The 21940-nt window shown below is 48.9% G+C and carries 24 protein-coding genes; 10 read left to right on the top strand and 14 right to left on the bottom strand.

Annotated features, from left to right (window positions below; translation table 11 throughout):
• Nucleotides 1-23: 23 nt before the first annotated feature.
• The 3 genes from F566_RS0130210 to F566_RS0130200 all read right to left on the bottom strand — a co-directional run bounded on the left by F566_RS0130210 (nucleotide 24) and on the right by F566_RS0130200 (nucleotide 2534).
• The gene (locus F566_RS0130210; protein WP_020410801.1) at nucleotides 24-887 is read right to left on the bottom strand and encodes a DUF2971 domain-containing protein; all 864 of its coding nucleotides are present in this window, start codon (nucleotides 885-887) and stop codon (nucleotides 24-26) included.
• A gap of 144 nt (nucleotides 888-1031) precedes the next feature.
• A complete protein-coding gene (locus tag F566_RS0130205; RefSeq protein WP_245555333.1) occupies nucleotides 1032-1496 on the bottom strand; it encodes a VOC family protein in 465 nt (154 codons plus the stop codon).
• 129 nt (nucleotides 1497-1625) lie between these two features.
• The gene (locus tag F566_RS0130200) at nucleotides 1626-2534 is read right to left on the bottom strand and encodes an AraC family transcriptional regulator (protein ID WP_020410799.1); all 909 of its coding nucleotides are present in this window, start codon (nucleotides 2532-2534) and stop codon (nucleotides 1626-1628) included.
• Between the two features lie 261 nt (nucleotides 2535-2795).
• Between F566_RS0130200 and F566_RS0130195 the strand changes: the two genes are divergently transcribed.
• Nucleotides 2796-3788, top strand: coding sequence for an aldo/keto reductase (locus F566_RS0130195; protein WP_020410798.1), 993 nt, complete (start codon nucleotides 2796-2798; stop codon nucleotides 3786-3788).
• 265 nt (nucleotides 3789-4053) lie between these two features.
• Nucleotides 4054-4461 carry a CBS domain-containing protein gene (locus tag F566_RS0130190; RefSeq protein ID WP_020410797.1) on the top strand — a complete coding sequence of 136 codons (408 nt, stop codon included), beginning with the start codon at nucleotides 4054-4056 and terminating at the stop codon, nucleotides 4459-4461.
• Between the two features lie 59 nt (nucleotides 4462-4520).
• On the opposite strand, the gene F566_RS0130185 is transcribed toward F566_RS0130190, so the two are convergent.
• The 3 genes from F566_RS0130185 to F566_RS0130175 form a co-directional block, all read right to left on the bottom strand.
• Nucleotides 4521-5237: a Crp/Fnr family transcriptional regulator gene (locus tag F566_RS0130185; RefSeq protein ID WP_020410796.1), complete on the bottom strand. Its 717-nt coding sequence runs from the start codon at nucleotides 5235-5237 to the stop codon at nucleotides 4521-4523.
• 84 nt (nucleotides 5238-5321) lie between these two features.
• Nucleotides 5322-5855 carry an Mpo1 family 2-hydroxy fatty acid dioxygenase gene (locus tag F566_RS0130180; RefSeq protein WP_020410795.1) on the bottom strand — a complete coding sequence of 178 codons (534 nt, stop codon included), beginning with the start codon at nucleotides 5853-5855 and terminating at the stop codon, nucleotides 5322-5324.
• Nucleotides 5856-5992: 137 nt separating this feature from the next.
• Complete coding sequence (locus tag F566_RS0130175) at nucleotides 5993-6535, bottom strand: PadR family transcriptional regulator (protein ID WP_020410794.1); 543 nt, start codon at nucleotides 6533-6535, stop codon at nucleotides 5993-5995.
• A gap of 227 nt (nucleotides 6536-6762) precedes the next feature.
• Here F566_RS0130175 and F566_RS0130170 point away from each other — a divergent pair, with 227 nt between their 5' ends.
• The 5 genes from F566_RS0130170 to F566_RS0130150 all read left to right on the top strand — a co-directional run bounded on the left by F566_RS0130170 (nucleotide 6763) and on the right by F566_RS0130150 (nucleotide 11701).
• Entirely contained in the window at nucleotides 6763-8460 is a 1698-nt protein-coding gene (locus F566_RS0130170; RefSeq protein ID WP_020410793.1) for a phytoene desaturase family protein, read from the top strand.
• A gap of 144 nt (nucleotides 8461-8604) precedes the next feature.
• Complete coding sequence (locus F566_RS0130165) at nucleotides 8605-9252, top strand: hypothetical protein (protein WP_020410792.1); 648 nt, start codon at nucleotides 8605-8607, stop codon at nucleotides 9250-9252.
• 3 nt (nucleotides 9253-9255) lie between these two features.
• On the top strand, nucleotides 9256-9981 hold the full coding sequence (locus tag F566_RS0130160) for a hypothetical protein (protein ID WP_020410791.1): 726 nt from the start codon (nucleotides 9256-9258) through the stop codon (nucleotides 9979-9981).
• Between the two features lie 38 nt (nucleotides 9982-10019).
• The gene (locus F566_RS0130155; protein WP_245555340.1) at nucleotides 10020-11147 is read left to right on the top strand and encodes a M48 family metallopeptidase; all 1128 of its coding nucleotides are present in this window, start codon (nucleotides 10020-10022) and stop codon (nucleotides 11145-11147) included.
• Nucleotides 11144-11701 carry a hypothetical protein gene (locus F566_RS0130150; protein WP_020410789.1) on the top strand — a complete coding sequence of 186 codons (558 nt, stop codon included), beginning with the start codon at nucleotides 11144-11146 and terminating at the stop codon, nucleotides 11699-11701. The genes F566_RS0130155 and F566_RS0130150 overlap by 4 nt, the downstream gene beginning before the upstream one ends.
• Nucleotides 11702-11729: 28 nt before the next feature.
• On the opposite strand, the gene F566_RS0130145 is transcribed toward F566_RS0130150, so the two are convergent.
• From F566_RS0130145 to F566_RS0130135, 3 genes are all read right to left on the bottom strand, one after another.
• Nucleotides 11730-13139, bottom strand: a complete 1410-nt coding sequence (locus tag F566_RS0130145; protein ID WP_157497226.1) for a patatin-like phospholipase family protein — start codon at nucleotides 13137-13139, stop codon at nucleotides 11730-11732.
• A gap of 80 nt (nucleotides 13140-13219) precedes the next feature.
• Nucleotides 13220-13924 carry a glutathione S-transferase family protein gene (locus F566_RS0130140; RefSeq protein WP_020410787.1) on the bottom strand — a complete coding sequence of 235 codons (705 nt, stop codon included), beginning with the start codon at nucleotides 13922-13924 and terminating at the stop codon, nucleotides 13220-13222.
• A 36-nt stretch (nucleotides 13925-13960) separates the two neighbouring features.
• Nucleotides 13961-14395, bottom strand: a complete 435-nt coding sequence (locus tag F566_RS0130135) for a GFA family protein (RefSeq protein ID WP_026180423.1) — start codon at nucleotides 14393-14395, stop codon at nucleotides 13961-13963.
• 253 nt (nucleotides 14396-14648) lie between these two features.
• Between F566_RS0130135 and F566_RS0130130 the strand changes: the two genes are divergently transcribed.
• Nucleotides 14649-14945: a hypothetical protein gene (locus F566_RS0130130; protein WP_020410785.1), complete on the top strand. Its 297-nt coding sequence runs from the start codon at nucleotides 14649-14651 to the stop codon at nucleotides 14943-14945.
• Nucleotides 14946-15062: 117 nt separating this feature from the next.
• On the opposite strand, the gene F566_RS35060 is transcribed toward F566_RS0130130, so the two are convergent.
• A complete protein-coding gene (locus F566_RS35060; protein ID WP_020410784.1) occupies nucleotides 15063-17087 on the bottom strand; it encodes a methyl-accepting chemotaxis protein in 2025 nt (674 codons plus the stop codon).
• On the bottom strand, nucleotides 17008-17394 hold the full coding sequence (locus tag F566_RS37105) for a hypothetical protein (protein WP_157497224.1): 387 nt from the start codon (nucleotides 17392-17394) through the stop codon (nucleotides 17008-17010). Before F566_RS37105 ends, F566_RS35060 begins: the two co-directional genes overlap by 80 nt.
• Before the next feature lie 536 nt (nucleotides 17395-17930).
• On the opposite strand from F566_RS37105, the gene F566_RS0130120 reads away from it, so the two are divergent.
• On the top strand, nucleotides 17931-19259 hold the full coding sequence (locus F566_RS0130120; protein WP_051085460.1) for a KamA family radical SAM protein: 1329 nt from the start codon (nucleotides 17931-17933) through the stop codon (nucleotides 19257-19259).
• Nucleotides 19260-19323: 64 nt separating this feature from the next.
• On the opposite strand, the gene pspC is transcribed toward F566_RS0130120, so the two are convergent.
• The 3 genes from pspC to pspA are packed head-to-tail and all read right to left on the bottom strand — an operon-like array spanning nucleotide 19324 to nucleotide 20659.
• Nucleotides 19324-19713 (bottom strand): envelope stress response membrane protein PspC, encoded by a 390-nt coding sequence (pspC, locus tag F566_RS0130115; protein ID WP_020410781.1) that lies wholly within the window; start codon nucleotides 19711-19713, stop codon nucleotides 19324-19326.
• A gap of 2 nt (nucleotides 19714-19715) precedes the next feature.
• The gene (gene pspB, locus F566_RS0130110) at nucleotides 19716-19982 is read right to left on the bottom strand and encodes an envelope stress response membrane protein PspB (protein ID WP_020410780.1); all 267 of its coding nucleotides are present in this window, start codon (nucleotides 19980-19982) and stop codon (nucleotides 19716-19718) included.
• Nucleotides 19982-20659 (bottom strand): phage shock protein PspA, encoded by a 678-nt coding sequence (gene pspA / locus F566_RS0130105; RefSeq protein WP_020410779.1) that lies wholly within the window; start codon nucleotides 20657-20659, stop codon nucleotides 19982-19984. Before pspA ends, pspB begins: the two co-directional genes overlap by 1 nt.
• A gap of 200 nt (nucleotides 20660-20859) precedes the next feature.
• On the opposite strand from pspA, the gene pspF reads away from it, so the two are divergent.
• Entirely contained in the window at nucleotides 20860-21915 is a 1056-nt protein-coding gene (gene pspF, locus F566_RS0130100) for a phage shock protein operon transcriptional activator (protein ID WP_020410778.1), read from the top strand.
• Nucleotides 21916-21940 lie beyond the last annotated feature (25 nt).

Here is a 21940-nt window from a genome sequence, read left to right as displayed (position 1 = left end):
GTGCTCATGTTGATCTTGTAGAATCAACGCAGCCGGTAGGGGATCTGGCAATAACTCAGGCCCCGTACCGGCAATATACCCTCTTTGGTTAAATAAAGGCTCAACGAATTCATGGATAATTCCATATTAGGTGTCGGTCCCAAAAAGATATGCTCAAGGGGTATCCTGCCATTCGCTGCATCTTTCAGGCTGAACTCCTGATATGGCACCAACATCGAAGTGCCCTGACGAAACTTGACTGACGAAGTCATAAAATCGGTCACTACAGGCGAGACGATCCGCCATTCGTCTTCTTCCTGAAAAGAAGGATGCTTCAGAATGGCCGCTATCCGGAGCAGATCCTCTTCGATACAGGTAAACAGGTCCAGGTAACTGGCCGAATTATCCGTACTGGTCGCCGCCAGCGTCTCTACTGAATCCAGCACATCGGAAATTAGATTCTGCTGTGCCGCGGGATCGTATAGGCACCGACCTACCTGATACTTCTGTTGGTTGGCGCAATCCAGAATATGGTCCGGGGAGAACCCGATACTGACCCCCTTGCCATGGGTGCTATACCCCCGCCACTGGCTCAGCAGATTACCGTTCGCCCGGAAAGAAGCACCGAACAGCATATGCCCATTAGTAATACGATGTGACACCCAGTCAAAAAAGCTGTTCAGCAACACGGGGTTATCGTGACCATCACTGATCCGGCGGGCTGTTTCCTGTTTGATCAAATCAGCAGTATGACGCAGCTCCGCCGCATCGTTCATATACCGTATGTCACCCGCCCAGATTGCCTTCGATTCCACGATCCCCATCAGTCCGGTGTAAGACGTATAGTGATAGAGAGTTTCAGTCGGGTTGTCCGAGTACAGTTTGGCACTGATGGATCCAATCATCATTGATCTCGCGGCTATGGTCTTACTGTAATGCTAACCGGATATTCCAAAGCTGCAACCGGAAGCGGATTCCCAAAGGAAAATGCTGCACCAGTCTTTTCTTGATTCCCTATATGTCCCTCCGCCCCCTGACACACCCCGTGCCCTTCACATGTGGCTTTTTGCCCGCTCCTCCAACTCTTCCTGAGTCAGATCTTCAATATGGGTTGCTATATGCCACTGGTGGCCAAACGGATCCTCCAGAGTGCCGGTGCGGTCACCGTAGAACATGTCCTGGACCGGACGCAGAACCTTTGCTCCCGCGTTGACAGCCCGTTCGACAAAGTGATCCACGTCCTCGACATATACCATCAGACTGACAGATGTCCCTCCAAGTGTCTTTGGTCCGATGCAATTCATTTCAGGATACTCATCTGCCAGCATCACACAGGATTCACCAATCATGATCTCAGCATGTCCAATGGTTCCAGCAGGTGTGGTAAACCGCATTCTCTCAATGGCACCAAAGGCTTTTTGATAGAAAGTTAAGGCTTCCGCCGCGCCTTTAACAACCAGATACGCAGTCACCTGGTGGTAACCATCCGGTATGGGTTTCACTGATTTAGTCATCATTCCTCCTTGCAGGCTCTGTCGTATTAGTTAATGAGTCATATATCCAAGCATTGTCATACCCAACTGCCAAGGCTTCAACGGGCTGGTGTGGTTCTACTGACAATTTGTGTCAGGAGCCTTTGACCTTGACTATCTAAGAATTGACCACCCGACTCCATCCCTGCTGGGAGTTTCGCCAAACATCCGCTTGTATTCACGACTGAACTGAGAGGCACTGACATAACCCACTCTGTAGGCGGCATCACTGACGCTCTGGGTTTCCTGCTGAATCATCCGACGAGCCTCATGTAGACGGAGGCTCTTGATGTATTGCAGAGGAGAATATCCCGTCACGGTTTTGAAGTGGTTATGAAACGAGGAGGAACTCATGTTCGCCAATAATGCCAGGTCATTGACCTCAAGAGCCTGGGCATAATTCTTCTGGATAAACTGAAGCACCCTGGCGACCTGATGATTATGGCGATCCTGTCGAGCAAAAGAGCGCAGGATGTGGCCCAGCTCGCCCTGTAATAAATGAAACAGAATTTCCCGGGTAACAATCGGGCCCAATATTCTGGAACGCGGGCCGCTTTCCAGGGTCTTCACCAGACGCAGGACAGCGTCGCTCATTTCTGAATCAAGACGGGAGGAGCATATCCCACGTAAAACGATATCACTAACCGGCTTCACGCCCTGGTCGAGCTCCATCAACAATTCCGTCACCATATTCATATCCAGTTCAAGACGCACAGCAAGATAGGGCTCATCCGGCGACGCCCGGACGACCTGGGCTTCCAGTGGCAAGGGAACCGTCAGAAGCAGAAAGTTGAGAGCATCATAGGAATAGGTCTCCCGACCAAAGTAGGCGCACTTACTCCCCTGAGCCACGACATAGAGACTGGGTTCATAGACCACCGGCCCCCTCTGGTTCGTATGAGCACTCCGAATCAACCAGAGACCCGGAACGGAAGTCTGCACTTTTCCGTCCTCCGGCATATGCTTCTCCAGCATTTTTGCCAGCATCGTTCTCGGTGGACGATCAAGGGTCAACATGTCCATAGTGACTATTCTCCATTTACGTAATTCTTCTCTACTAACTCAGAGGTGCACAGAAATCTCTGAGGTACAGGGCGACTCTCCAGCAGATCGTAGCATTATGCGCAACTGGAAGGGTTTAAGCCCAGTGCAGATCGATAACTTTGTAGGAATAGGCATGTTTCCCGGAGTTCTTGATTATTACCCTCCCGCTCACCTTCGACATACTGAAAAAGTTCGTCGACGAGGTCGACATGTACAACAGCAAACAGGCGAGGTATGACAATGAAAACACGCAAACTGGGTTTATCTGGACTGGAAGTTTCTGCCATCGGGCTTGGTTGTATGGGAATGTCCGATTTCTATGGACATAAGGATGACCAGTCTTCCACTGACACATTGCTGAAAGCGCTGGATATCGGAATCAATTTCTGGGATACCGCCGACATGTACGGCCCCCATACTAACGAGCAGCTCCTAGGTAAAGTGTTAAAAGAATCCGGACGACGTAATGATGTGGTACTGGCCACCAAGTTCGGCATAAAGCGCGATGACGAAGGTCAATTTCTCGGCGTCAGCGGTCACCCTGATTACGTACGTCAATCCTGTGAAGACAGCCTGAAACGTCTGGGGGTTGATCATATTGATCTTTACTATCAACACCGAATGGACTCCACAGTTCCTATTGAAGACACCGTCGGAGCCATGGCTGATCTGGTAAAGGAAGGTAAGATCCGGCATATCGGATTGTCCGAGGCGAATGCCGGACTTCTCAGAAGGGCTAATACCGTTCATCCGATTACAGCGCTTCAGAGCGAGTATTCACTGTGGACAAGGGAGCTTGAAGATGAAGTCTTACCGACCTGTCGGGAGCTTGGTATCAGCCCGGTTGCCTATAGTCCCCTGGGGCGCGGTTTTCTGACCGGTACCTACAGGAACAGAGAAGCATTTGAAGAAAACGATTGGCGATTGACCAACCCCAGATTTTCAGAGGAAAACTTCCAAAGAAATCTGGCACTGGTCGAGCGGGTTGAAGAGTTGGCAGAATCCAAGGGGTGCACGACAGCTCAGTTGGCCCTTGCCTGGTTGCTCCATCAACAGCCAGACCTGGTCCCTATCCCCGGAACTCGGAAGGTGTCACGTCTGGAAGAGAACGCCGGAGCAGTTGAGATCACTCTTTCAAATGAAGAACTGGCGAAAATCATGCAGGACTTCCCCAAAGAAATGGTGCAGGGATCACGTTATCCGGAAATGGCCATGAGGTTGCTTAATCAATAATTTTGCAACGCACTATTTCTGGTCGTAGAGGCAATTTTCTCCCTCATCAGTAGATTCATCATGGTGCGCTATTTTCATTGGAGAAAGACATAGCGCACCACATTAGCACACACCAGGACTGTCATGCGCTGATCTATCTTCGTCCCTTTCGTAACAACCCTTTGAAATAAAAAGCTTATTCCGCCACCTACACTACCTGACCTGTTTTTTGCATTACTCCTACATTACCAGTATGTATTTCAATATCAGCGAGTGGAGAATCTTTATGGAAAACCTGAAGGTCAGTGATTGCATGAGCCGCAAGTTCGTCTCCTTTACCCCGGAAATGCCCGTGGTCGAGGCGGCGATGAACCTGGTACAGAATGAATTAATCGGAGGGCCCGTCGTCAATGGCGAAGGAGCTCTGATAGGCTGGATTTCAGAACAGGACTGCCTGGGAACTGTCAGTCAGGTAATGTACTACGCCGACCGAGCTGCCACGGTTTCAGACATTATGCGTAAGGAGGTTCTGGCCGCCAAAACCGATGACAACCTGTTGGATCTTGCCAGCATGATGCAGCAGCACAAGCCCAAGATCTATCCCGTCGTTGATGAGCGCCAGCGGGTGATGGGGGTAATCTCCAGGCGCATTATCCTGCGGGAGATGTGTAAACAAATATCACGTCCCAGATAATATTCATTTGGATAAAAAACTACCGGCATCACCGGCTTCTGTGGATCAAACGCGGTGCCTTAACGTATTTTGAGTTCTCCGCCGGTCAATGCCCGCAAGCGGCCGGGATCCAGTATTTCAATTTCGCCATAGGACCGGGCAATAATCCCCTGGGATTCCAGGTTCTTCAGTATCTGGTTCGTCGTCTGCCGAGAAATTCCAAGCATCATCCCAAGTTGTTCCTGGTGCAGACTGATAACCCGACGGGATTTCCCTGTCCATTCTCCATACCCTTCCGACATCATCAACAGGCGTCTGACCAATCTCTCTGATGCACTGAATAAAGCAGTGTCTTCCAACGCGAGAAAGGCAAAGCGGAGCTTGTTACACAGCAAAAGACCAAAATCCCGCCAGTGTTCAGGTTTTTGTTCCAGCAGTCGGTGTAATTTTTTCTGCGGGGCATGGAGTACTGTCACCGGCCCTTCGGCAATGGCCGTGTGGGTACGTAACTGGCCATCAAACAGAGCGATTTCCCCAAACCAGTTAGGTGGCTCAACAAACGTCAGAATGGCTTCTTTCCCGTCCTCACGTACGCCACTGACCCGCAAGGCCCCCTGTATGACGGCGTATATTCCATCTGGATGATCACCACGTTCGAAAAGATGTTCTCCCGAGGCCAGCGGACGTATTGCTGACATTTGTAGCAGGCTGTTTTTCAAAAGTTCAGGCAGATTCTGGAACCAGATGCCAGTGTTAAGCAGATCGAGACAATCCGTTGGTCGCTGTGGGGCGGTCATGCGGGGTGGGGCTCCCTGTTATCATTTTTATTGTGGGAGCCTAACCCGGATTTCTCATGAGTTACCAGGAGTTTCGCGCAGAAATCAGACCTGATGAGGAGTTTTTGATGCGGCATTGATACGAGTCGGCCCAACCCGTTCTTCAATCGCTTTCTGAAGGTCTTTCATCAGCCCCAACATGAAAAGCCATTCCACCACCACAAAGAGGGGCCCTACCACCAATCCGACAAGATCATCCACAAATGCAGGTTTTCTGCCTTCGTAGTAATGACCGATAAACTGGACAATCCAACCGACAACGAATAGCCCAATACCCGTGGATAGCCAGATCCCGGTACTTGCCGCCGCGATGACAAAACCTCCCCAGACTGACAGTGCCATAAAGACGGACATCAGAACTCCCAGACCCAGATGCAAACGCAGATAGAAGCTACTGGTAGCTAATGCCAGCAGCAGGGCAACCGTCAGAGGGAAGTCTGCAACATTGAAAACGGGTCGGGAAAGCAGCACAGCCACGGCAAAGACAATCATCGGTATCCCGACAAAATGCGTGGCGATATTACGACGATCACGATGATAATCGGCGTATTGGGAAAGGTGATCAACAAGTGTTTTCATCAGACAACTCCTCCTCTATATCGAACAGAGTATAAAAAATCAGGAGTCGTCGATTTGTCGCCTTTCTGACAAAGCACCGACTAAAGATAAGCTTTGGTGAGGATACTTATACGCCCTGGGCTAAGTATGATAGCTCCCTAATCCAGTTCATCCTTGACGACTTTTCTCACTTCCGCCAACCAGGTCAACCATGCCTTTTCAAAATGAATCCCCAATCTCAACGTCATATAGGGCAACAGATACTTTTTCCGTTGCCGGGGAGTCAGGTGATCCATCTGGGCTTCCAGTTCCGCGTACTGCTCCGCAGTTTCCTGGTGCAACTTCTCATGACGGGCAAGCTCATCCAGAAGTTCATCTTTATCGCCATGGCGCCCGGCAAACAGTTTGACCAATAAGGGTTCCTTGATTTTGAAGGCCCTGGCCGGTTGCCTGACCCAGGCTTTCAACGCTTTTAACCCAGAATCCGTGAGGAAATACACTTTCTTATCCGGCTTACCTGCCTGCTCCACTGCTTCATACTCAACCAGACCGTCATCATGAAGTTTGTGGAGTTCTTTGTAGACCTGCTGATGAGATGAGGACCAGAAATGGCCAATGCTGCGGTTAAATCGCTTAACGATATCGTAGCCGGTACCTTTTTCCAGATCCAGCATTGCCAGGATGGCATGTTTTAGAGACATAACTACTCAGAATTCAATGCCGACGGATCAGAACTCAGAACCGACGGGCTGTTTTATTATAATCGTTTCGCCGCAACCCGAGGCTGCGCAATCAGGCGACGTTACCATGTTTGTCACAGAAAGTTGAGTGGATCACAGAATTTCCCAAATTATTGCTCCTTATCGTTGATTATGCAATTTTTTGCATATATTCTGAAAAAATATTGCACAACCATCAGGAGAACACCATGAGCACAGCGAACAATAAGAATAGCTCTTCCAAGAAAAAATCGCTGAAGCCAAGCCCTATCAGAATTGGGACCCGGTATCGCGCCAGTCGGGTGGAAGGCAACTATGATGCTATTGTCATCGGCTCCGGAATTGGCGGGTTGACCACCGCTGCGTGTATGGCCAAACAGGGCAAGAGAGTCCTGGTGCTTGAACAACATTACACAGCAGGTGGTTTCACTCACAGCTATGCCCGTAATGGCTACGAGTGGGATGTAGGAGTTCACTACATTGGGGATATGGGGTCACCCAACACATTGGGGAGAAAGCTGTTTGATTACATCACCGAGGGGCAGCTCAAATGGGCTCCCATGGATGATAACTATGACCGCTTCTATATTGGCGATGAGCAGTTTGACCTCCACCAGGGTAAAGAAGGTTTTATCCGCAGCCTGGCTGGTTATTTTCCTGAGGAAGAGAAGGCCATTCGCCAATATGTCGCCATGTTGAGCAAAGTGGCCACGGGAATGCAGTTCTTCACCATGAAGAAAATTCTTCCCTGGCCGATCCGAAAAATTCTGAATATTGCCACCAAACCAGTCGTACCCTCTTACTTTAACAAGACCACCTACGAAGTACTCTCTGGCCTGACCAAAAACGAAAAGCTGATTGCCGTCCTGACCGGGCAATGGGGAGACTGCGGACTGACACCAAAGGAATCCAGTTTTCTGATTCACGCACTGATCGCCAAGCACTATATCCATGGTGGATACTACCCGGTAGGCGGTGCTTCCCGTATGGCCGAAACCATCATTCCGGTCATTCAGAGTGCTGGCGGTGATGTCCTGACTTACGCGGATGTCAAAGAGATACTGTTCGAAGGAAACAAAGCTGTCGGTGTTAGAATGGCAGATGACAACTGTCTCTATGCACCCCGTATCATCAGCAATGCTGGCGTCATTAATACCTTCGAAAAACTGATGCCCGATACCATGGCCAAAAAAGCCGGCTACACAAAGCAGCGCAGTCACATTACTCCGTCCATGCCACATCTGGGCATGTATATCGGCGTCAAGAACACCGCAGAAGAGTTAAATCTGCCGAAAACCAATTTCTGGATTTATCCGAGCACGGATCATGACGCCAGTGTTGCCAGGTTTATGGAAGATCAGAACAATCCATTCCCGGTGGTGTATATCTCATTTCCTTCTGCCAAGGATCCCAGTTACCAGAGTCGCTATCCCGGCACGTCCTCCATTGAAGTCGTTGCGCCAACCACTTACGAGCAGTTTGCCAAATGGAAAGACACGATTTGGGGCAAGCGTGGCGAGGAATATGATCAGCTGAAAGAAGAACTCAGTGAGCGTATTCTGGCTTATGTATACGAGAAGCTGCCGCAATTAAAAGGCAAAATCGACTATTACGAGCTCTCCACCCCTCTGTCCACTGACTACTTCTGCCGATACAGTCGCGGAGAAATCTATGGCCTTGACCACACGCCAGAGCGCTTCGAACAGGATTGGTTACGCCCGAAAACCAACATTAAAGGGCTTTATCTGACCGGACAGGATGTCCTGAGCTGCGGCGTGGTCGGAGCGATGATTGCCGGTCTGCTGACAACGGTTGCTATTGATACCAGAGACAGCCTTCCACTTGTGAAGAAAATGTTTGTGGATAAGGGCAATCCTGTATCCTCCTCCAAACTGGCAGAAGCCTGAGTCTCAACAAATAAGACTCACGTCACGATGACGGGAATCGCTGATTTCACGTTATCGTGACTACAAATCACATTAAAACCCGTTATACTGGCGCCTGTTTAAAATAGGGATGGGCAGAAGAGTCGCCCTTTAACGGATATTGCCATGCGATTTGCAGTTCTTATCACAGTCTTTACCTTACTTTCTGGGTGTCTGACCGCTCCTGGAATAGTGAGGACCCAATCACCCACGACACTTACCCCACTTGATGACCAGCGTGCCTGGATTGTCGGGAGCCTGTCGACGGCACCTGATGTTAGCAATGTTAACGCAAGCCTTTTGTTGAAAAACCAAGCCTCTATTGGACTTGAAGAGTCCGCCGAGAACAGTTTTTCACTCAGTTTTGACTGGGGCACCTTAGGCATGATGCCGGAGCTACAGTTCTGGAAAGGTGGCGAAGATAACGCACCCGAAAAGACAACTCCCTATGATTCGCTTTTCCTCATGGAAATCGTTCCGGGGCAATACTTTCTGGCGGATATCGAGGTCTATGCCCATCCATATACAACCCGCGCGCTTAATGATTACTACATCCCACTCAAATTCGCACCAGGTACAGTGACCTATCTTGGAGCGTTTACAATGGAAATGTTGTCTTCAGGCAGAATCCGAACAGCTCAACTGGCGATAAAGGAACGGTATGAATTCGATGTCAGTGAGTTGAGAGCCATGTACCCTCAGTTACAGGGCAAGGAAGTGATTAATGGCACTTTGCCCATTACCTACATTTCACCATTTGTTGTCAGGTACTAGTTCATGAGCAGGTATTCATTTATTGGCGCCTTCATGATGATATCAGCGCTACTAGCAACCTTACCCTCTACAGTTTTTGCCGGAAGCCTTCAGGTCTCTGATATCAAAGAAAAAATGGTCTCGGTAAACACTATCGGACTGCTTCCCCTGGATATCCAGATGATGGAGATCTTTCCCGGAGACCTGGTGGAACCCCGTGAAGACTGGGCAGTTCAAGCAAAGGAAGTCACCAAAAACTTGATGTCTGACTTCTTCAGCAAGACGCCGTACCAACTGACTCCCATTGATATTCAGGGTCAGGAAAACCAGATTGAAGAAGTCATGCCCCTCTATAAACGAGTGGCCGCAACGCTGAATGCCGGAGTATTGGACCAATTCAGCCCTATCAGCCTGCCCGGAAGAGATAAACCGTTTGATTACTCACTCGGGGATGTTTCGTTTCTGTTCGAGAATCGGGATATTGATGCTGCCCTTATCGTCATTGGAGCAGACGCGTACTTGAGCACCAGCAGAAAAGTCTCCGAAAGCGCCAGTGCTGTGGTAAAACTGGTATTTGGCGTGGTGAATTTCACCAATCCCGAAGGAACGATCACGATGGCATTGGTAAATAGAGATGGTGCTATATTGTGGCATTCCAGCCAGACCATAGGGGGCACAAACTTTCGAGAGCCTAATATACATCAGTACATCATGACCAAAGTTCTGGAAAGTTTCCCCACGACGCCATGATGACTTCAAAATCAGTTAATAAGTTAGTTTTGACGAGCATGGTCTGCGTTTTGCTGACAGCCTGCTCAGGCTCGCAGATTAAGCCAATCACAGACCCCGGTTATCAGCCTGGTAAAGAAGATGCCCGCCTGAGAATAACTGCGGACAGATTGAGCAAGCGTATTGAGGATAGCCGCCACTATTACCACGATCCGGAAGTTCAGGACTACCTCAACCGGATCGCGAGACGGCTGGTTGGAAGCCTGGAGCTGGGGGATATCAAGCTCAACATACAGGTCATAGAAAACCCTAACTACAACGCCTTTGTTCTGGCTAACGGTCATATTTATATTCACACCGGTCTGCTGAGCCTGATAGATTCAGAAGCCGAACTGGCGACGATTCTTGCTCATGAAATCGGTCATGTTGTGCACAGAGATGCGGCGCGAGCTGCAGATCAGAGAAAGAGTGCCGCCAACCTCTATGCCGGCTTCTCCGCGCTACCGCTCATTAATATATTTGGTGGCCTGCACATGGCAGGTTCTATCAGCGGTTACTCCAGAGACCTTGAGCGGAACGCTGATCACTATGCTGCCGAGAGACTCAACCAGGCAGGATACAACCTTGCAGAAGGCTCTGGAATATTCAGGAAGCTAAGTGAAGCAACCGAGGGTATAACCGAAAATGACACACCCTATTTTTTCAGCACCCATCCACGGATGAAAGAACGGGTTGATAGTTTTGGTCAGCTTGAATTCGGTAATAACAGCAACCAGCAGAAACAGGCCCCAATTGAATCAACCCCAAATATTATTTTCCGTGATATGGCGTGGTCCACACTGGCAAACTATATCGAGCTGGGCAATACAGCCCAGGCAGAACATCTGCTACCCAGACTGAAAGAATATGAAAGCAATAACGCCGTGCTTCGCTATTACGAAGCCAAGATTGCTCAGCTCAAGGGAGAGGACGAGGAATATCGAAGCTTGTTAAATCAGGCACTGGCGCTAGAAGACCAACCCGATATTCGACGCGAACTGGGCCTACTCAGCTTCAAAAATAGAGACTGGGCAAACGCCAGAGAACACCTGACACAATATTTAAAGCAAGCTCCCGAGGCTAAGGACCGCATGTTTATCGAAGCCTATTTACGGGAAATTAAAGAGCACAAGGACACTGAACAATGAAAGTTTTGCCCTCGATCACCATGTTGGTAGCGTTGGTGTTTTCAACCCTGTACACCTATGCCGAAGAGGCGCAGGCGATAGATACTATCACCCATGGATTGGATGTCGATTTCACAGTTCCTGCCAGTTGGTACCTGTACCCGCGCTCCCAAGCAATCGTTTTAACCAGGGACGGAGAGCTACTGCAATCAGTCTCCATCTCTCGTATCGGATACGGAAAAAAGCTCACCAACATTGATCGAACACTGGACAAGAACGCACTCGTGAGCGAACTGGGTGAGCTCTATATGCAGAACATCGAAAACAGCTCCGAGGTGTCCAAACTGGAAAGACTGGCATTCGAGCCGGCACAACACGGCAGTCTTTCCGGGTTCACCTTGAAATATCGATTTAAAATCTCGAACGGTGCCTGGATGCTTGGCAGCCTGATCGTACTGACCGGTGAAAACTATGTCTATCAGGTTTTATATAGCGGTACAGAACGTGTGTATTTCGAACGCGGCGAGAAAGGTTTTGAGGCATTTCTCGCATCATTGCGAATCCTGAAACACTAACGCCTATGCTGACGCTCCTACAACTCAGCTATTCTTCAACCATAGCCTCCGACGCAGGAATTGAACTTTCCAGCAACTGGCGCTTTGGTGACGGTGCAACTTTCAGATCCTCCAGCAAAGCCTGAAATTCCGGGGCATTTCTCAGCAGTGTTCGGCCTCCCTCAATCAGGGAGTTCACCTCACTGCTTTTCAACTCCAGACTGGTCGGCAGGTTATTGAAAAAGCGCTTAAACGAATCTTTTTTGAATGACTCAAAGTTCACATCAATAAAATAGAATTTCTTGCCTTCATTTTCTGAGAATTTCTGGCCGTATTGACTCAGAAGCAGTCGAGTCTCCAGATTATAGTTCCTGATTTGGGCGTTACTGACAGCATCCACTGTTTCGACGATCCCTGGCTTATTGGGGGATAGATCCATAGGCGTTGAAGGCCTCACCTCAGCGTTCACCAGAATAATCACAACCCGTTCTGCTTTACTCAGCTCACGTCTGACATCATCGTTGCGAGTGATATATCCGAAGCTTTCCCGCACAGCCCTTAACCCGAGGTTATCGCTTATGCCGCCATCGACCAGGTGTATATAGGGACGATGCTCCCGATTGAGATAGCCTAGATAACTCTGCCTCTGCTCTTCCAGTCTCCGGTCTACGAAGTTCTTGTCGTCAGGCCCTTTATTGATCAGCGATCGACTTTGGTCACAATCCCCTGAAAAGTTTTCCATAACAACAGGAGGGAAAGCGACAGGCACTGCTGAAGACGCTGTTACTGCCCTGGCAATGGGTAACTTGCCAAGATCGGAACAGAACAGATCAAAAACGTCTTGTGTAAATGAAAAGCGATTACCGGCAGACAGATCTGTGGCATTGATCAGAATGTATGGTCGGCGTTCCACTGGAATATCTCCAAAGGTTGCGCCGCGAAAGATAAAGGTATCGTAGTACTCGATGGCCATTTCTGTACGGTCAAAAGCGGTAAACAGTGAACGCCACCAATAGGTTGGGGTCAGCAGTTGCCTGATCAATGCGCTTTGAATACTTTGCTTCAGAAAGACTTTTTCGTAATCCTCAAAAATATCCTCGCCATAAAGTCCATAATAGGCGGCCGTAAAGCTTCCTCCTGACACTGAGGAAATCATATCGATCTCATCCAACAGACGTCGCCGGGTCATTTTGGAGGGAAGATAGGTTTCACGCAGCTCCTTTAAAACGCCATAGCTCAACGCTGCCGCACGAGTTCCTCCTCCGGAAAAAGAAAGAATCAAGAGCGTATCGCCAAAACTGTGTTGTTGACTGTATGTATCCAGATGATAGCCGGTCTCAGACGATGAGTCGGTGGGGAATGGCTTATTCTGAGGTTTATAAACGCTGCTGCAGGCAGCCAGCAATAGTGACACGCCTGCCACGATGACTTTCTTGCAGATTTTCTCAACACGCCTCATATCAGAGGCCCCAATTTGATAAGACTTAACCAATGAGCTGATAATCTTTAACACCGAATCCAACATAAACCGCCGAAAAATTAACTGGAAAACAGTTCCTTCTGCATACGATGGCAATAGTCCACAAGGTTGTCATGCCCCCTAGCCATCTCGCAAAGCTCACTTTCAAATTCAGACAATATCAACTGCGCCAGGAACCCAAACCCGGTAGCATCCAATGAGCACGATCGTTCTCCCATCAGATAGACCTTGTCTGCCAGAAATACCGACAAATGCTGCAAAGTCTTATCCGCAATACTGTGAATTTCCTGACGGCTGTGTCGACCGATCCCTTGAGCCTTCGTCGACTTAATTACACCAGCCCGCGCAACACGAGGCACGATCTGCTTTAACGGCACTGGAAGCCCACCAAAGAATATCGGACAGATCTGATTCCAACCCGCCGGGTCAACCCAACGCATCCAGACCAGGCACCAATAGAAGTGCTCCTCCAGAGTTCTGGCTACCATGAAGGCCTGCGCTTTCTGCTCTGTGGAAAGCCAGGAATCAAGATCAACCTGATACTGCTCCGTCAGGTAGTCGATAATAAAGCTTGAATCGGCAATCTTTTTACCCTGATCCTCGATAAACGGCAACTTACCTTTCGGGGCCTTTTGCAGATTACTGATACGTGCAACCGCTTCATATTCGAGACCCGCAAGGCGCAGAAAAGTATGCGTTTTCAGCACAAACGGACTCGCATCATGCAACCCCAGCCCTTTACCAAATCCAAAAAGTTTTATCATAAGCTCCCCTTAATGACACGTGACCTGACGACAGCTTTATTTTAACCGTCGACTTTGTCTGTCCCCTTCAAATTGAGGTAGATCGTCAGCAATAGTACTCCAGTTCGCCTTGCTTCCTACAAATATGTGGACATCCGGCCGCTGAGGTATTTCGCTATCCAGGGTTCCGAGAGCAAACTCCACAACCTCGCCCTTATCGTTTGCAGAAGCAAAGGTCAAACTGGAACCACATTCACTGCAAAAAGTTCTTACGGTGCCATTAGGTGCTTTGAAAGATTTCAGCAATTGCTTTCCTGACGTCCAGCGAAAGTTTTCCGCAGCAGCCTCACCATAGGTTGTAAATCCAGCACCATGAAACTTCCGACACATGGAGCAATGACAATGCCCCATTTTCGATCCGATCTTCTGTACTTCATATCGAATTTCACCGCACAGACAACTCCCTGCATAGGGACCATTTGTATTACTCATCGGTTAACTCCCTTGAAGACCTCTCAAAAAAACAAACAGCATCATCTGTCAGCCCGACCAAAACATCAACCTGCATCTTTGGACTTAGAAGGCCATTTAATAGCTGAATTTGTTCATTTCGACTGCCGTTGCAGGCGTTAAAATAGAGTGACAGATGAAGCAGCCAGAAGCCCGGTTAGCGAGGCCCACGACGCTAGCTGGTCGATATCATCTGGAGGAGTGGAATGAGGAGTCGATATGAGGAAAGAGTATCATGCTTTCTGAGCATCAACCGTTAAAAGGGGAAGTGGTAGCATTTCTCGGCCCCGTCAACCTGTCCGGTTACGAAGATAACCATGATAATGGTATTGATTATCTGACGGATCTGGCGCGGGAGGCCGGTGCAGCAGTACAGTCGGGTATTGATCAACGGGTTACTATTCTGGTGACCAGTGAGTTGCATACCATGGTTGATATTCCACGGTTAGCCAAGGGAGCCAGGATCATCAGTGATTCTGTCTTTATGGACCAATACCTGACCGAGGTGCTCACTGGCGAAGAGTGGGAATAACCGTTCCCGTCCCTCACTAAGAGCTCTGTCAGACTCCTGTCCAGGTTTCCTGTTTGGCGAAGCAGTTTCTCTGGCACAGAACTTATTTGACCATCTATTAAGTTCATCTATAGATCATCAGGCCTTAAACTGAGAAACATAGTCTCTCAAGCTGGTGGCCAGATTCTCAACGTCCTGTCCTGCTCCTGAAGACCTTTCTGCCGCCTCGGCAGATGTCCCCGCCAGATCGCTGACTGCAACGATACTGGAGGAAATATCTTCAGACACCGCCAACTGCTCTGTTGCAGCAGCGGCGATCTGGTCTGTCATCTCAGAGATACTCTGCAAATGCCGGGTAATCTCATTAAGAGATTCCCCCATACTGCTGGCATCACTCACATTATCTTTTGCTTGGTCCACACCGCTCTTGATTGAAGATACGGCATCACCAACACCGCTTTGGAGCTGCTCAATCGTAGAGCGAATTTCTTCAGTAGAGTCATGGGTGCGTTTTGCCAAAGTGCGTACTTCATCCGCTACTACAGCAAAGCCACGCCCCTGCTCTCCGGCTCTGGCAGCCTCTATCGCTGCATTCAACGCCAGTAGATTGGTTTGCTCTGCAATATCACTGATAACTTTGAGCACAGACCCTATGGCATCACTATCAGTTGCCACCTTGCTCAAAACCTGCTCCATGTTTTCAATGTTGTTGGCCAGATGATTTATCTTATCGATACTCAGGCTGACAATCCGGTTTCCTTCCAGCCCCGCTTCATTCGCTCTGGTCGTTGCCTCAGATGCCTGCTCGGCGTTCTTAGCCACATCCTGAGCCGTCGCAGTCATCTCGGTGGCAGCCGCCGCCACTTGCTGACTTTGTCCCTGTTGTTGCTGGGTGGTTTCCAATACCTGGTGCGTCACTTCAGCCATAGTTGAGGATGCTGCTTTGAGTTGCTCACTGGTCTCCCCCAAATGCTGTATCGTTTGCTGGAATTTTTCCAACAAGCCATTAATTGCTACGGCACTCATGGCAATTTCGTCTTTACCAGAAACAGGCACTCTTTCAGTCAAGTCGGAGGTTTCATTAATACGCGTCAGGGTACTGGTAAAAGCAATAATAGGCGTAGTCAGCGATCTGGCTACCAACCACCCAATAACGCCCGCGACCACAATAGCGATCAATACACAGGCGATAGCCATTGTCCAGATCTGCGTTCTTAACTGATCCGAGGGCAAAAAGGCTTCTTCCTCGTCAATTTCACTCATTATTGCCCACTCCAGACCCGGTATCGACAAAGGACTGTAGGCTGACAGCACCATGATGTCCCGGTAATCCGGAAAATGGTCAAAGCCACTCTGGCCGGCGATTGCCGCTTGAGTACCTTTCGTATTGACCGGCTGTAAGCCAATATTCGTGTTCTTGGCTTTAATGGACCGAAGTACCTCGCCAGACATATCCGGCAAAGAAGCGAGCAATTCTAAATATCCTTCCTTATCCTCAATCAGGAAGCGACTCAGACTTCGCATTTTAAAGTCAGTGCCAACAAGATAGGTTTCACCGGAGTCTCCCAGACCCGATTCCTTCCAGTGGCCATCGTGGGTCATAATGGCGTTAATTCTGTCAATCGGCATCTGAAAAATCAGTATGCCTGTTTTCCTTCCATTATCGAATATCGGGGAGGCAATGAACGCGGCGGGATCTTCGTATGAGGGAAAGTACGGTTCGAAATCCGTCAGTGCTACGCTTTCTTTAAGGCCTTCCTGATTTGCCATCTGGAAGGCTTTGGCAATTCCACTGTTTGCATAGGGTCCGTTTTTCAGGGAAGTAGAATAATCCAATTCCTTGAATACTGAATAAACGATATCCCCACTGTCGACATCAACCAAGAATATATCGTAGTACTCAAACTTTACCAGAAAGTCACGAATATGGGGATGATACTTGCGATGCAGTTGTGAGTATTCGCTGTTATCCCCAGGCGCTTCCAGAAGATCCTTACTACCTAACGGATTTGGGTTAGCCTTGATATATTGGTATTGCAAGGCTATGGAGTCATCATCCAATTGATCCAGTAACCGATTCGTATCAACCGACTCGCCACTGTTGCGACGCCCATATTCTTGCAGAAAGTCTCCGGTGTAATACTGACGCAGTTGCTGTCGCATTGAATCTGTGGATGGTAGCCCCCTGAGTGGACTTGTAAGCAGTAAACGCACTCTTGAATTGCGACATGGCGTCAATAATCATACGATCATTGGAAAATGTCAGCACCTGCTTTCGGATAGTATCGAAGTAGCCTTCGATCTGCTGTTGCTTGATATCACGGATCGAAATAAGCTGATCCCTGGCCTGCTGCTCAATCGTCTGCCGGCCGCTTTGGTAGGACTCGTATCCCAAGGTAGCGCTGACCAAGATGACAGGTACTATCGCCAAGGTAATACATACGAGAATCAATTTGTTCTTGAGCGTCATCGTGGCTTCCTCTGAAGAAACATGCCACCACTCCTAAGGTGTACAAACGAATCAACTCCTTTCAATCATCCCCTAACGGCATATTCAAACCCGCCACACGTATTGCACATATACCGCAATCCTATGGATGCAATACGACCTCACCGGGGAAAACCGACTTCTCACCCCTATTAAAAAGGTTAGAAGCCGAATGACCAAAAAACAAGCACCCACATATAAAGGATATACCTTACACAAGGCTTTTACCCCTTATTATTTAGACATCTAATCATTATTCAGGTAACATCCGCTTCCCCCTCCTCCCCAGAATCAGGGCGAGGACAGGGCGTCCGGTGTCATAAAAACTAATCTCAATGCCTGACTTTGCCTGCATAAATGGCAAAGCGGCTTTCGAACACAAGAAACAATCTTCAAGCAGATATCTTTCGGTAGTGGCCTTTGGTTACAGAGGATGCCACTGCCATGCATATCAGAGTCTACTGTCAGTGAGGAAATAGATGCAGAGTCAGAATGTAGTCGCTATTGCCGACGAAAATATGATCGCCAGCAACGGTGGAGATAAAGCTGAAACTACCTTTGGCGAGCAACGGTTTAAAGTTTTCACTGCAAAGCAATTGGGCCAGATTCCACAACTGAATCGTCTCTCAGAACAACAAAGATTCGACATGAAAGTGGTTGCCAGTGTGCTGCCCTTCCGCGTGAATGAATATGTCATCAACGAGCTGATTGACTGGAACAACATTCCTGAAGATCCCATCTTCCAGCTAACATTTCCACAAAAAGAAATGCTGGCTCCTGAGTTGTATGACAAGGTGGCAACGGTATTTTCACTTAACGACAAAAGTGCGCTGAACGATACCATTCGGGAAGTAAGGGAGGCTTTGAACCCTCACCCGGCCGGACAAATGGAACACAATATTCCTACACTGGATAATGAAACCGTACAGGGCGTTCAGCACAAGTATCGCGAAACCGTGCTCTTCTTTCCCAGTTCCGGCCAGGTCTGTCACAGCTACTGCACCTTCTGTTTCCGATGGGCCCAGTTTGTCGGTGACAAGGATCTGAGAATAGCAGCTAAAGAGTCAGGTCAGTTGCAGGACTACCTTCGGGCACACCCTGAGGTAACTGATGTCCTGATAACAGGTGGTGACCCACTTGTCATGAAAACGAAAAACCTGCGAGCTTATCTTGAACCATTGCTATCTCCTGAGTTTAATCATGTCCGGACCATCCGCATAGGCTCAAAAGCCCTGACGTTTTGGCCCCAGCGATTTGTCACCGATGAAGACGCTGCCGACCTCCTGCGCCTTTTTGAGGAGGTTCAGGCAGCCGGTAAACATTTGGCCTTGATGGCTCACTACAACCATTGGCGTGAACTCGAGCCTGAAATCGCCCGGGAAGCCGTACGCCGAGTACGAAACACCGGTGCACAGATCAGAGCTCAGGGCCCACTGCTGGCCAATATCAATGACGACGCCGAGGTGTGGGCACGCCTGTGGCAAACGCAGGTTGAAATGGGAATCATCCCTTATTATATGTTTGTGGAAAGAGATACCGGCGCTCGACACTACTTCGAGGTACCACTGGTGAAAGCCTGGGAAATTTACCAGGATGCAATGCAGAGGGTTTCCGGTATCGCTCGTACTGCAAGGGGGCCCTCAATGAGTGCGCATCCAGGAAAAGTGGAGATTCAGGGCGTGACAGAAATCAATGGAGAAAAGGTGTTTGTCTTGCGTATGATTCAGGGCCGCAATCCTGATTGGGTGCAAAAACCATTCTTCGCCAGATATGACGAACAGGCGACTTGGCTAAATCATTTGCAGCCTGCTTTTGGTGAAGAGCACTTTTTCTTTGAAGAGACATGAACGTCGATTAATCAGCAATATTCTTCCCCCCACAAGTGGGGGGGATATTTTATTCAAGTCGACACTATAGTCCCTTGAACTGCTCGTTGACTTTAAACCTGTTGGAAGTTACATAACGTTCCATAGCCTGTATTCTTCGATCTACCTCGGCCATGCGCTCAGCCAGTTGTCGGGCGCGCATCGAAGCCGTTTCCCCGTAGTCAAATAAAGGCCGCGTAGAACTGGGCTGTTCCAGCCCGACAGGCCTCTTTCCAAGCAGAAAGTATCCAGCGATATACATCAACAGCCCCAGGCTTCCACTGAAGATGAATATCGTCAGCATCAATATACGAGCCAGCCAGACCGGCTGACCATAGGCTTCAGCAACACCGGCACATACACCGGCGATCCAACCCTTGGAGGGATCGCGGTACAGATCCCGATTATAGCCATTTTCTTTGGTCGCCTTATTCATACCTAATGCTCCCTTGGTCTCTGATCATCCTGCTGGTTGTCAAAAGTTCTCCAGCCATCGTGCTCTGCGTCAAGAATGGTTTCCAGGGTGACAACACGCTTTTCCAGTCTCTCTGCAGTACTCAGTGCATTATTAAGCAATTCTCTCTCCTCATTGGAGATTCCCTTGCGTGCCTTTGCCTGCGTCCAGTAGTGCAAAATCAACCACAAGGGCGCCACAATCGACAGGAAAATAACTGCCGGCACAAAGAAGAAAGCTGTCAGAGACATTATTTTTCACTCCTGTTTTCCGCGGCCATGCTTTCCTTCAGCTTGGCCAGCGCTTCATTGACCTTGTCATCACGCTCAAGCTCTGCGAATTCGTCCGCCAGATTCTTGGAGCGTCCCAGATCCTCAGACTCTACCTGAGCCTCCATGTCATCCATTTTGCGTTCATAGGTTTCAAACTTATTGAACGCCTCTTCCAGCTTACTCCGGTTACTGCTACGCCGGATATCCATTCGGGAACGCACCGTCCTTTCTCTGGCAACCAATGACTTCTGTTTGGCTTTGGCATCGTCCAGTTTTTGCTGTAATTGGGCGATTTCCTCGTCCAATACTACCAATTGCTCTTCAATACTCTTGATTTCCTGAGTTGCCAGTTGCAGGTTTTCTTCAATCAGATCTTTTTCAGCCAATGCAGCCCTGGCAAGGTCCTCTCGCCCCTTACTCAAAGCCAATCGGGCTTTCCCATCCCACTTATCGGCTTCCTGCTGCAGAAACTGCACACGGCGCTCCAATTCCTTTCTATCAGCAATCACTCGCGCGGACGTGGTACGCACTTCAATCAGTGTGTCTTCCATTTCCTGAATCATCATACGAATCATCTTGGCCGGATCTTCAGCGCGATCCAGCAATGCTGTGATATTGGCGTTAATGATGTCACCAAAACGAGAAAAAATACCCATAGCCAGTCTCCTTACGTTGTTCGTGCTCAAATAAGCGTGAAGTTCTTTCTTCAGGTATAGCTAGAGTCGTGCCAAAAACTCTATCTTATTGATTTTATGGAGATATGATCTAAAAATGCAGGAAACTCCTGCCCCTCGATTGCCATTTAAGCTATTATATGGTTATTTAGACTCATTATTAGTCATTTGAGCCACTCAAAATGGAAGTTCACCGACAGCCATTAATCGGCAGCTCCGAATCACTCCACCTGGTACTGGAACAAGTCTCGCAGGTTGCACCATTAAACAGACCCGTGCTGGTGATAGGCGAACGTGGCACCGGTAAAGAATTAATCGCCGAACGCCTGCATTTTCTATCCGGTCGCTGGGACCAACCCTATCTTCAGGTTAACTGCGCGGCGATGAATGAAAACCTTCTGGAGTCTGAACTTTTCGGCCATGAAGCCGGAGCTTTTACCGGAGCTAACAGAACTCGCGCAGGGCTGTTTGAAAGGGCTGACGGCGGCACACTTTTCTTGGATGAATTGGCAACAGCCTCGCTGCCTATTCAGGAGAAATTGCTCAGAATTATTGAATATGGCCGCTTTGAGCGGTTAGGCGGAAATAAAACGCTGCAAGTAGACGTTCGATTGGTTGCAGCCACCAATGCCGACCTGCCCCGATTGGCGACAGAGAACCAGTTTCGAAGTGATCTGCTGGATCGACTGGCCTTTGATGTGATCAACCTGCCTCCTCTGCGTTATCGCATGGAAGATATACCTGAACTGGCCGATCACTTCGCCCTGAAAATGTGCCGGGAACTAGGTTACGACTGGTTTGCGGGATTTACCTTCCAGGCAATGAATACACTGATAAGTCATCAGTGGCCGGGCAATATTCGGGAACTGAAAAATGTGGTGGAACGCAGTGTCTATCGCCATCACACACCAGAAGATCCAGTGGACCAGATAATTCTGGACCCATTTGTCTCGCCTTGGAGTTCTGCGGCGACGACAGTGGCGAAATCATCCGCCTTACCAGAACCAGAATCGACTCCGTTAGACCCGAAACAGTCTACCACCAGCCCACCCCTTTCTCCGCCGGAGGTCCTCACAAAGGGCTTACGAGGCACATTGGCTGACTTGGAACAACAACTGATAAAGAAAGCCTTAAAAGACCATCAGTTTAATCAGAAACGCACTGCCAGTGCACTGGGATTGACCTACCACCAGCTAAGGGCGGCCCTTAGAAAGTTTCCGGAAATTTTGAAAGAATAATAAGAAATCAGAAAGGAAAAAATTG

The sequence above is a fragment of the Hahella ganghwensis DSM 17046 genome (assembly GCF_000376785.1).
GTDB classification, from domain to species: Bacteria; Pseudomonadota; Gammaproteobacteria; order Pseudomonadales; family Oleiphilaceae; genus Hahella; species Hahella ganghwensis.
Note: the sequence above shows the minus strand (reverse complement) of the source record. Positions and strands in the feature narration are given on the sequence as shown.

Bases quoted from the DNA above. Each gene is read 5' to 3' on its own strand.
- pspC (WP_020410781.1), bottom strand. From the start codon at position 19,713: ATGAATAAGGCGACCAAAGAAAATGGCTATAATCGGGATCTGTACCGC.
- F566_RS37105 (WP_157497224.1), bottom strand. From the start codon at position 17,394: ATGACGCTCAAGAACAAATTGATTCTCGTATGTATTACCTTGGCGATA.
- F566_RS0130200 (WP_020410799.1), bottom strand. From the start codon at position 2,534: ATGGACATGTTGACCCTTGATCGTCCACCGAGAACGATGCTGGCAAAA.
- F566_RS0130120 (WP_051085460.1), top strand. From the start codon at position 17,931: ATGATCGCCAGCAACGGTGGAGATAAAGCTGAAACTACCTTTGGCGAG.
- F566_RS0130185 (WP_020410796.1), bottom strand. From the start codon at position 5,237: ATGACCGCCCCACAGCGACCAACGGATTGTCTCGATCTGCTTAACACT.
- F566_RS0130150 (WP_020410789.1), top strand. From the start codon at position 11,144: ATGAAAGTTTTGCCCTCGATCACCATGTTGGTAGCGTTGGTGTTTTCA.
- F566_RS0130135 (WP_026180423.1), bottom strand. From the start codon at position 14,395: ATGAGTAATACAAATGGTCCCTATGCAGGGAGTTGTCTGTGCGGTGAA.
- pspF (WP_020410778.1), top strand. From the start codon at position 20,860: ATGGAAGTTCACCGACAGCCATTAATCGGCAGCTCCGAATCACTCCAC.
- F566_RS0130195 (WP_020410798.1), top strand. From the start codon at position 2,796: ATGAAAACACGCAAACTGGGTTTATCTGGACTGGAAGTTTCTGCCATC.
- F566_RS0130205 (WP_245555333.1), bottom strand. From the start codon at position 1,496: ATGATGACTAAATCAGTGAAACCCATACCGGATGGTTACCACCAGGTG.
- F566_RS0130160 (WP_020410791.1), top strand. From the start codon at position 9,256: ATGAGCAGGTATTCATTTATTGGCGCCTTCATGATGATATCAGCGCTA.
- F566_RS0130190 (WP_020410797.1), top strand. From the start codon at position 4,054: ATGGAAAACCTGAAGGTCAGTGATTGCATGAGCCGCAAGTTCGTCTCC.
- pspB (WP_020410780.1), bottom strand. From the start codon at position 19,982: ATGTCTCTGACAGCTTTCTTCTTTGTGCCGGCAGTTATTTTCCTGTCG.
- F566_RS0130180 (WP_020410795.1), bottom strand. From the start codon at position 5,855: ATGAAAACACTTGTTGATCACCTTTCCCAATACGCCGATTATCATCGT.
- F566_RS0130165 (WP_020410792.1), top strand. From the start codon at position 8,605: ATGCGATTTGCAGTTCTTATCACAGTCTTTACCTTACTTTCTGGGTGT.
- F566_RS0130175 (WP_020410794.1), bottom strand. From the start codon at position 6,535: ATGTCTCTAAAACATGCCATCCTGGCAATGCTGGATCTGGAAAAAGGT.
- F566_RS0130145 (WP_157497226.1), bottom strand. From the start codon at position 13,139: ATGAGGCGTGTTGAGAAAATCTGCAAGAAAGTCATCGTGGCAGGCGTG.
- F566_RS0130140 (WP_020410787.1), bottom strand. From the start codon at position 13,924: ATGATAAAACTTTTTGGATTTGGTAAAGGGCTGGGGTTGCATGATGCG.
- F566_RS35060 (WP_020410784.1), bottom strand. From the start codon at position 17,087: ATGCGACAGCAACTGCGTCAGTATTACACCGGAGACTTTCTGCAAGAA.
- F566_RS0130155 (WP_245555340.1), top strand. From the start codon at position 10,020: ATGGTCTGCGTTTTGCTGACAGCCTGCTCAGGCTCGCAGATTAAGCCA.
- F566_RS0130130 (WP_020410785.1), top strand. From the start codon at position 14,649: ATGCTTTCTGAGCATCAACCGTTAAAAGGGGAAGTGGTAGCATTTCTC.
- pspA (WP_020410779.1), bottom strand. From the start codon at position 20,659: ATGGGTATTTTTTCTCGTTTTGGTGACATCATTAACGCCAATATCACA.
- F566_RS0130210 (WP_020410801.1), bottom strand. From the start codon at position 887: ATGATGATTGGATCCATCAGTGCCAAACTGTACTCGGACAACCCGACT.
- F566_RS0130170 (WP_020410793.1), top strand. From the start codon at position 6,763: ATGAGCACAGCGAACAATAAGAATAGCTCTTCCAAGAAAAAATCGCTG.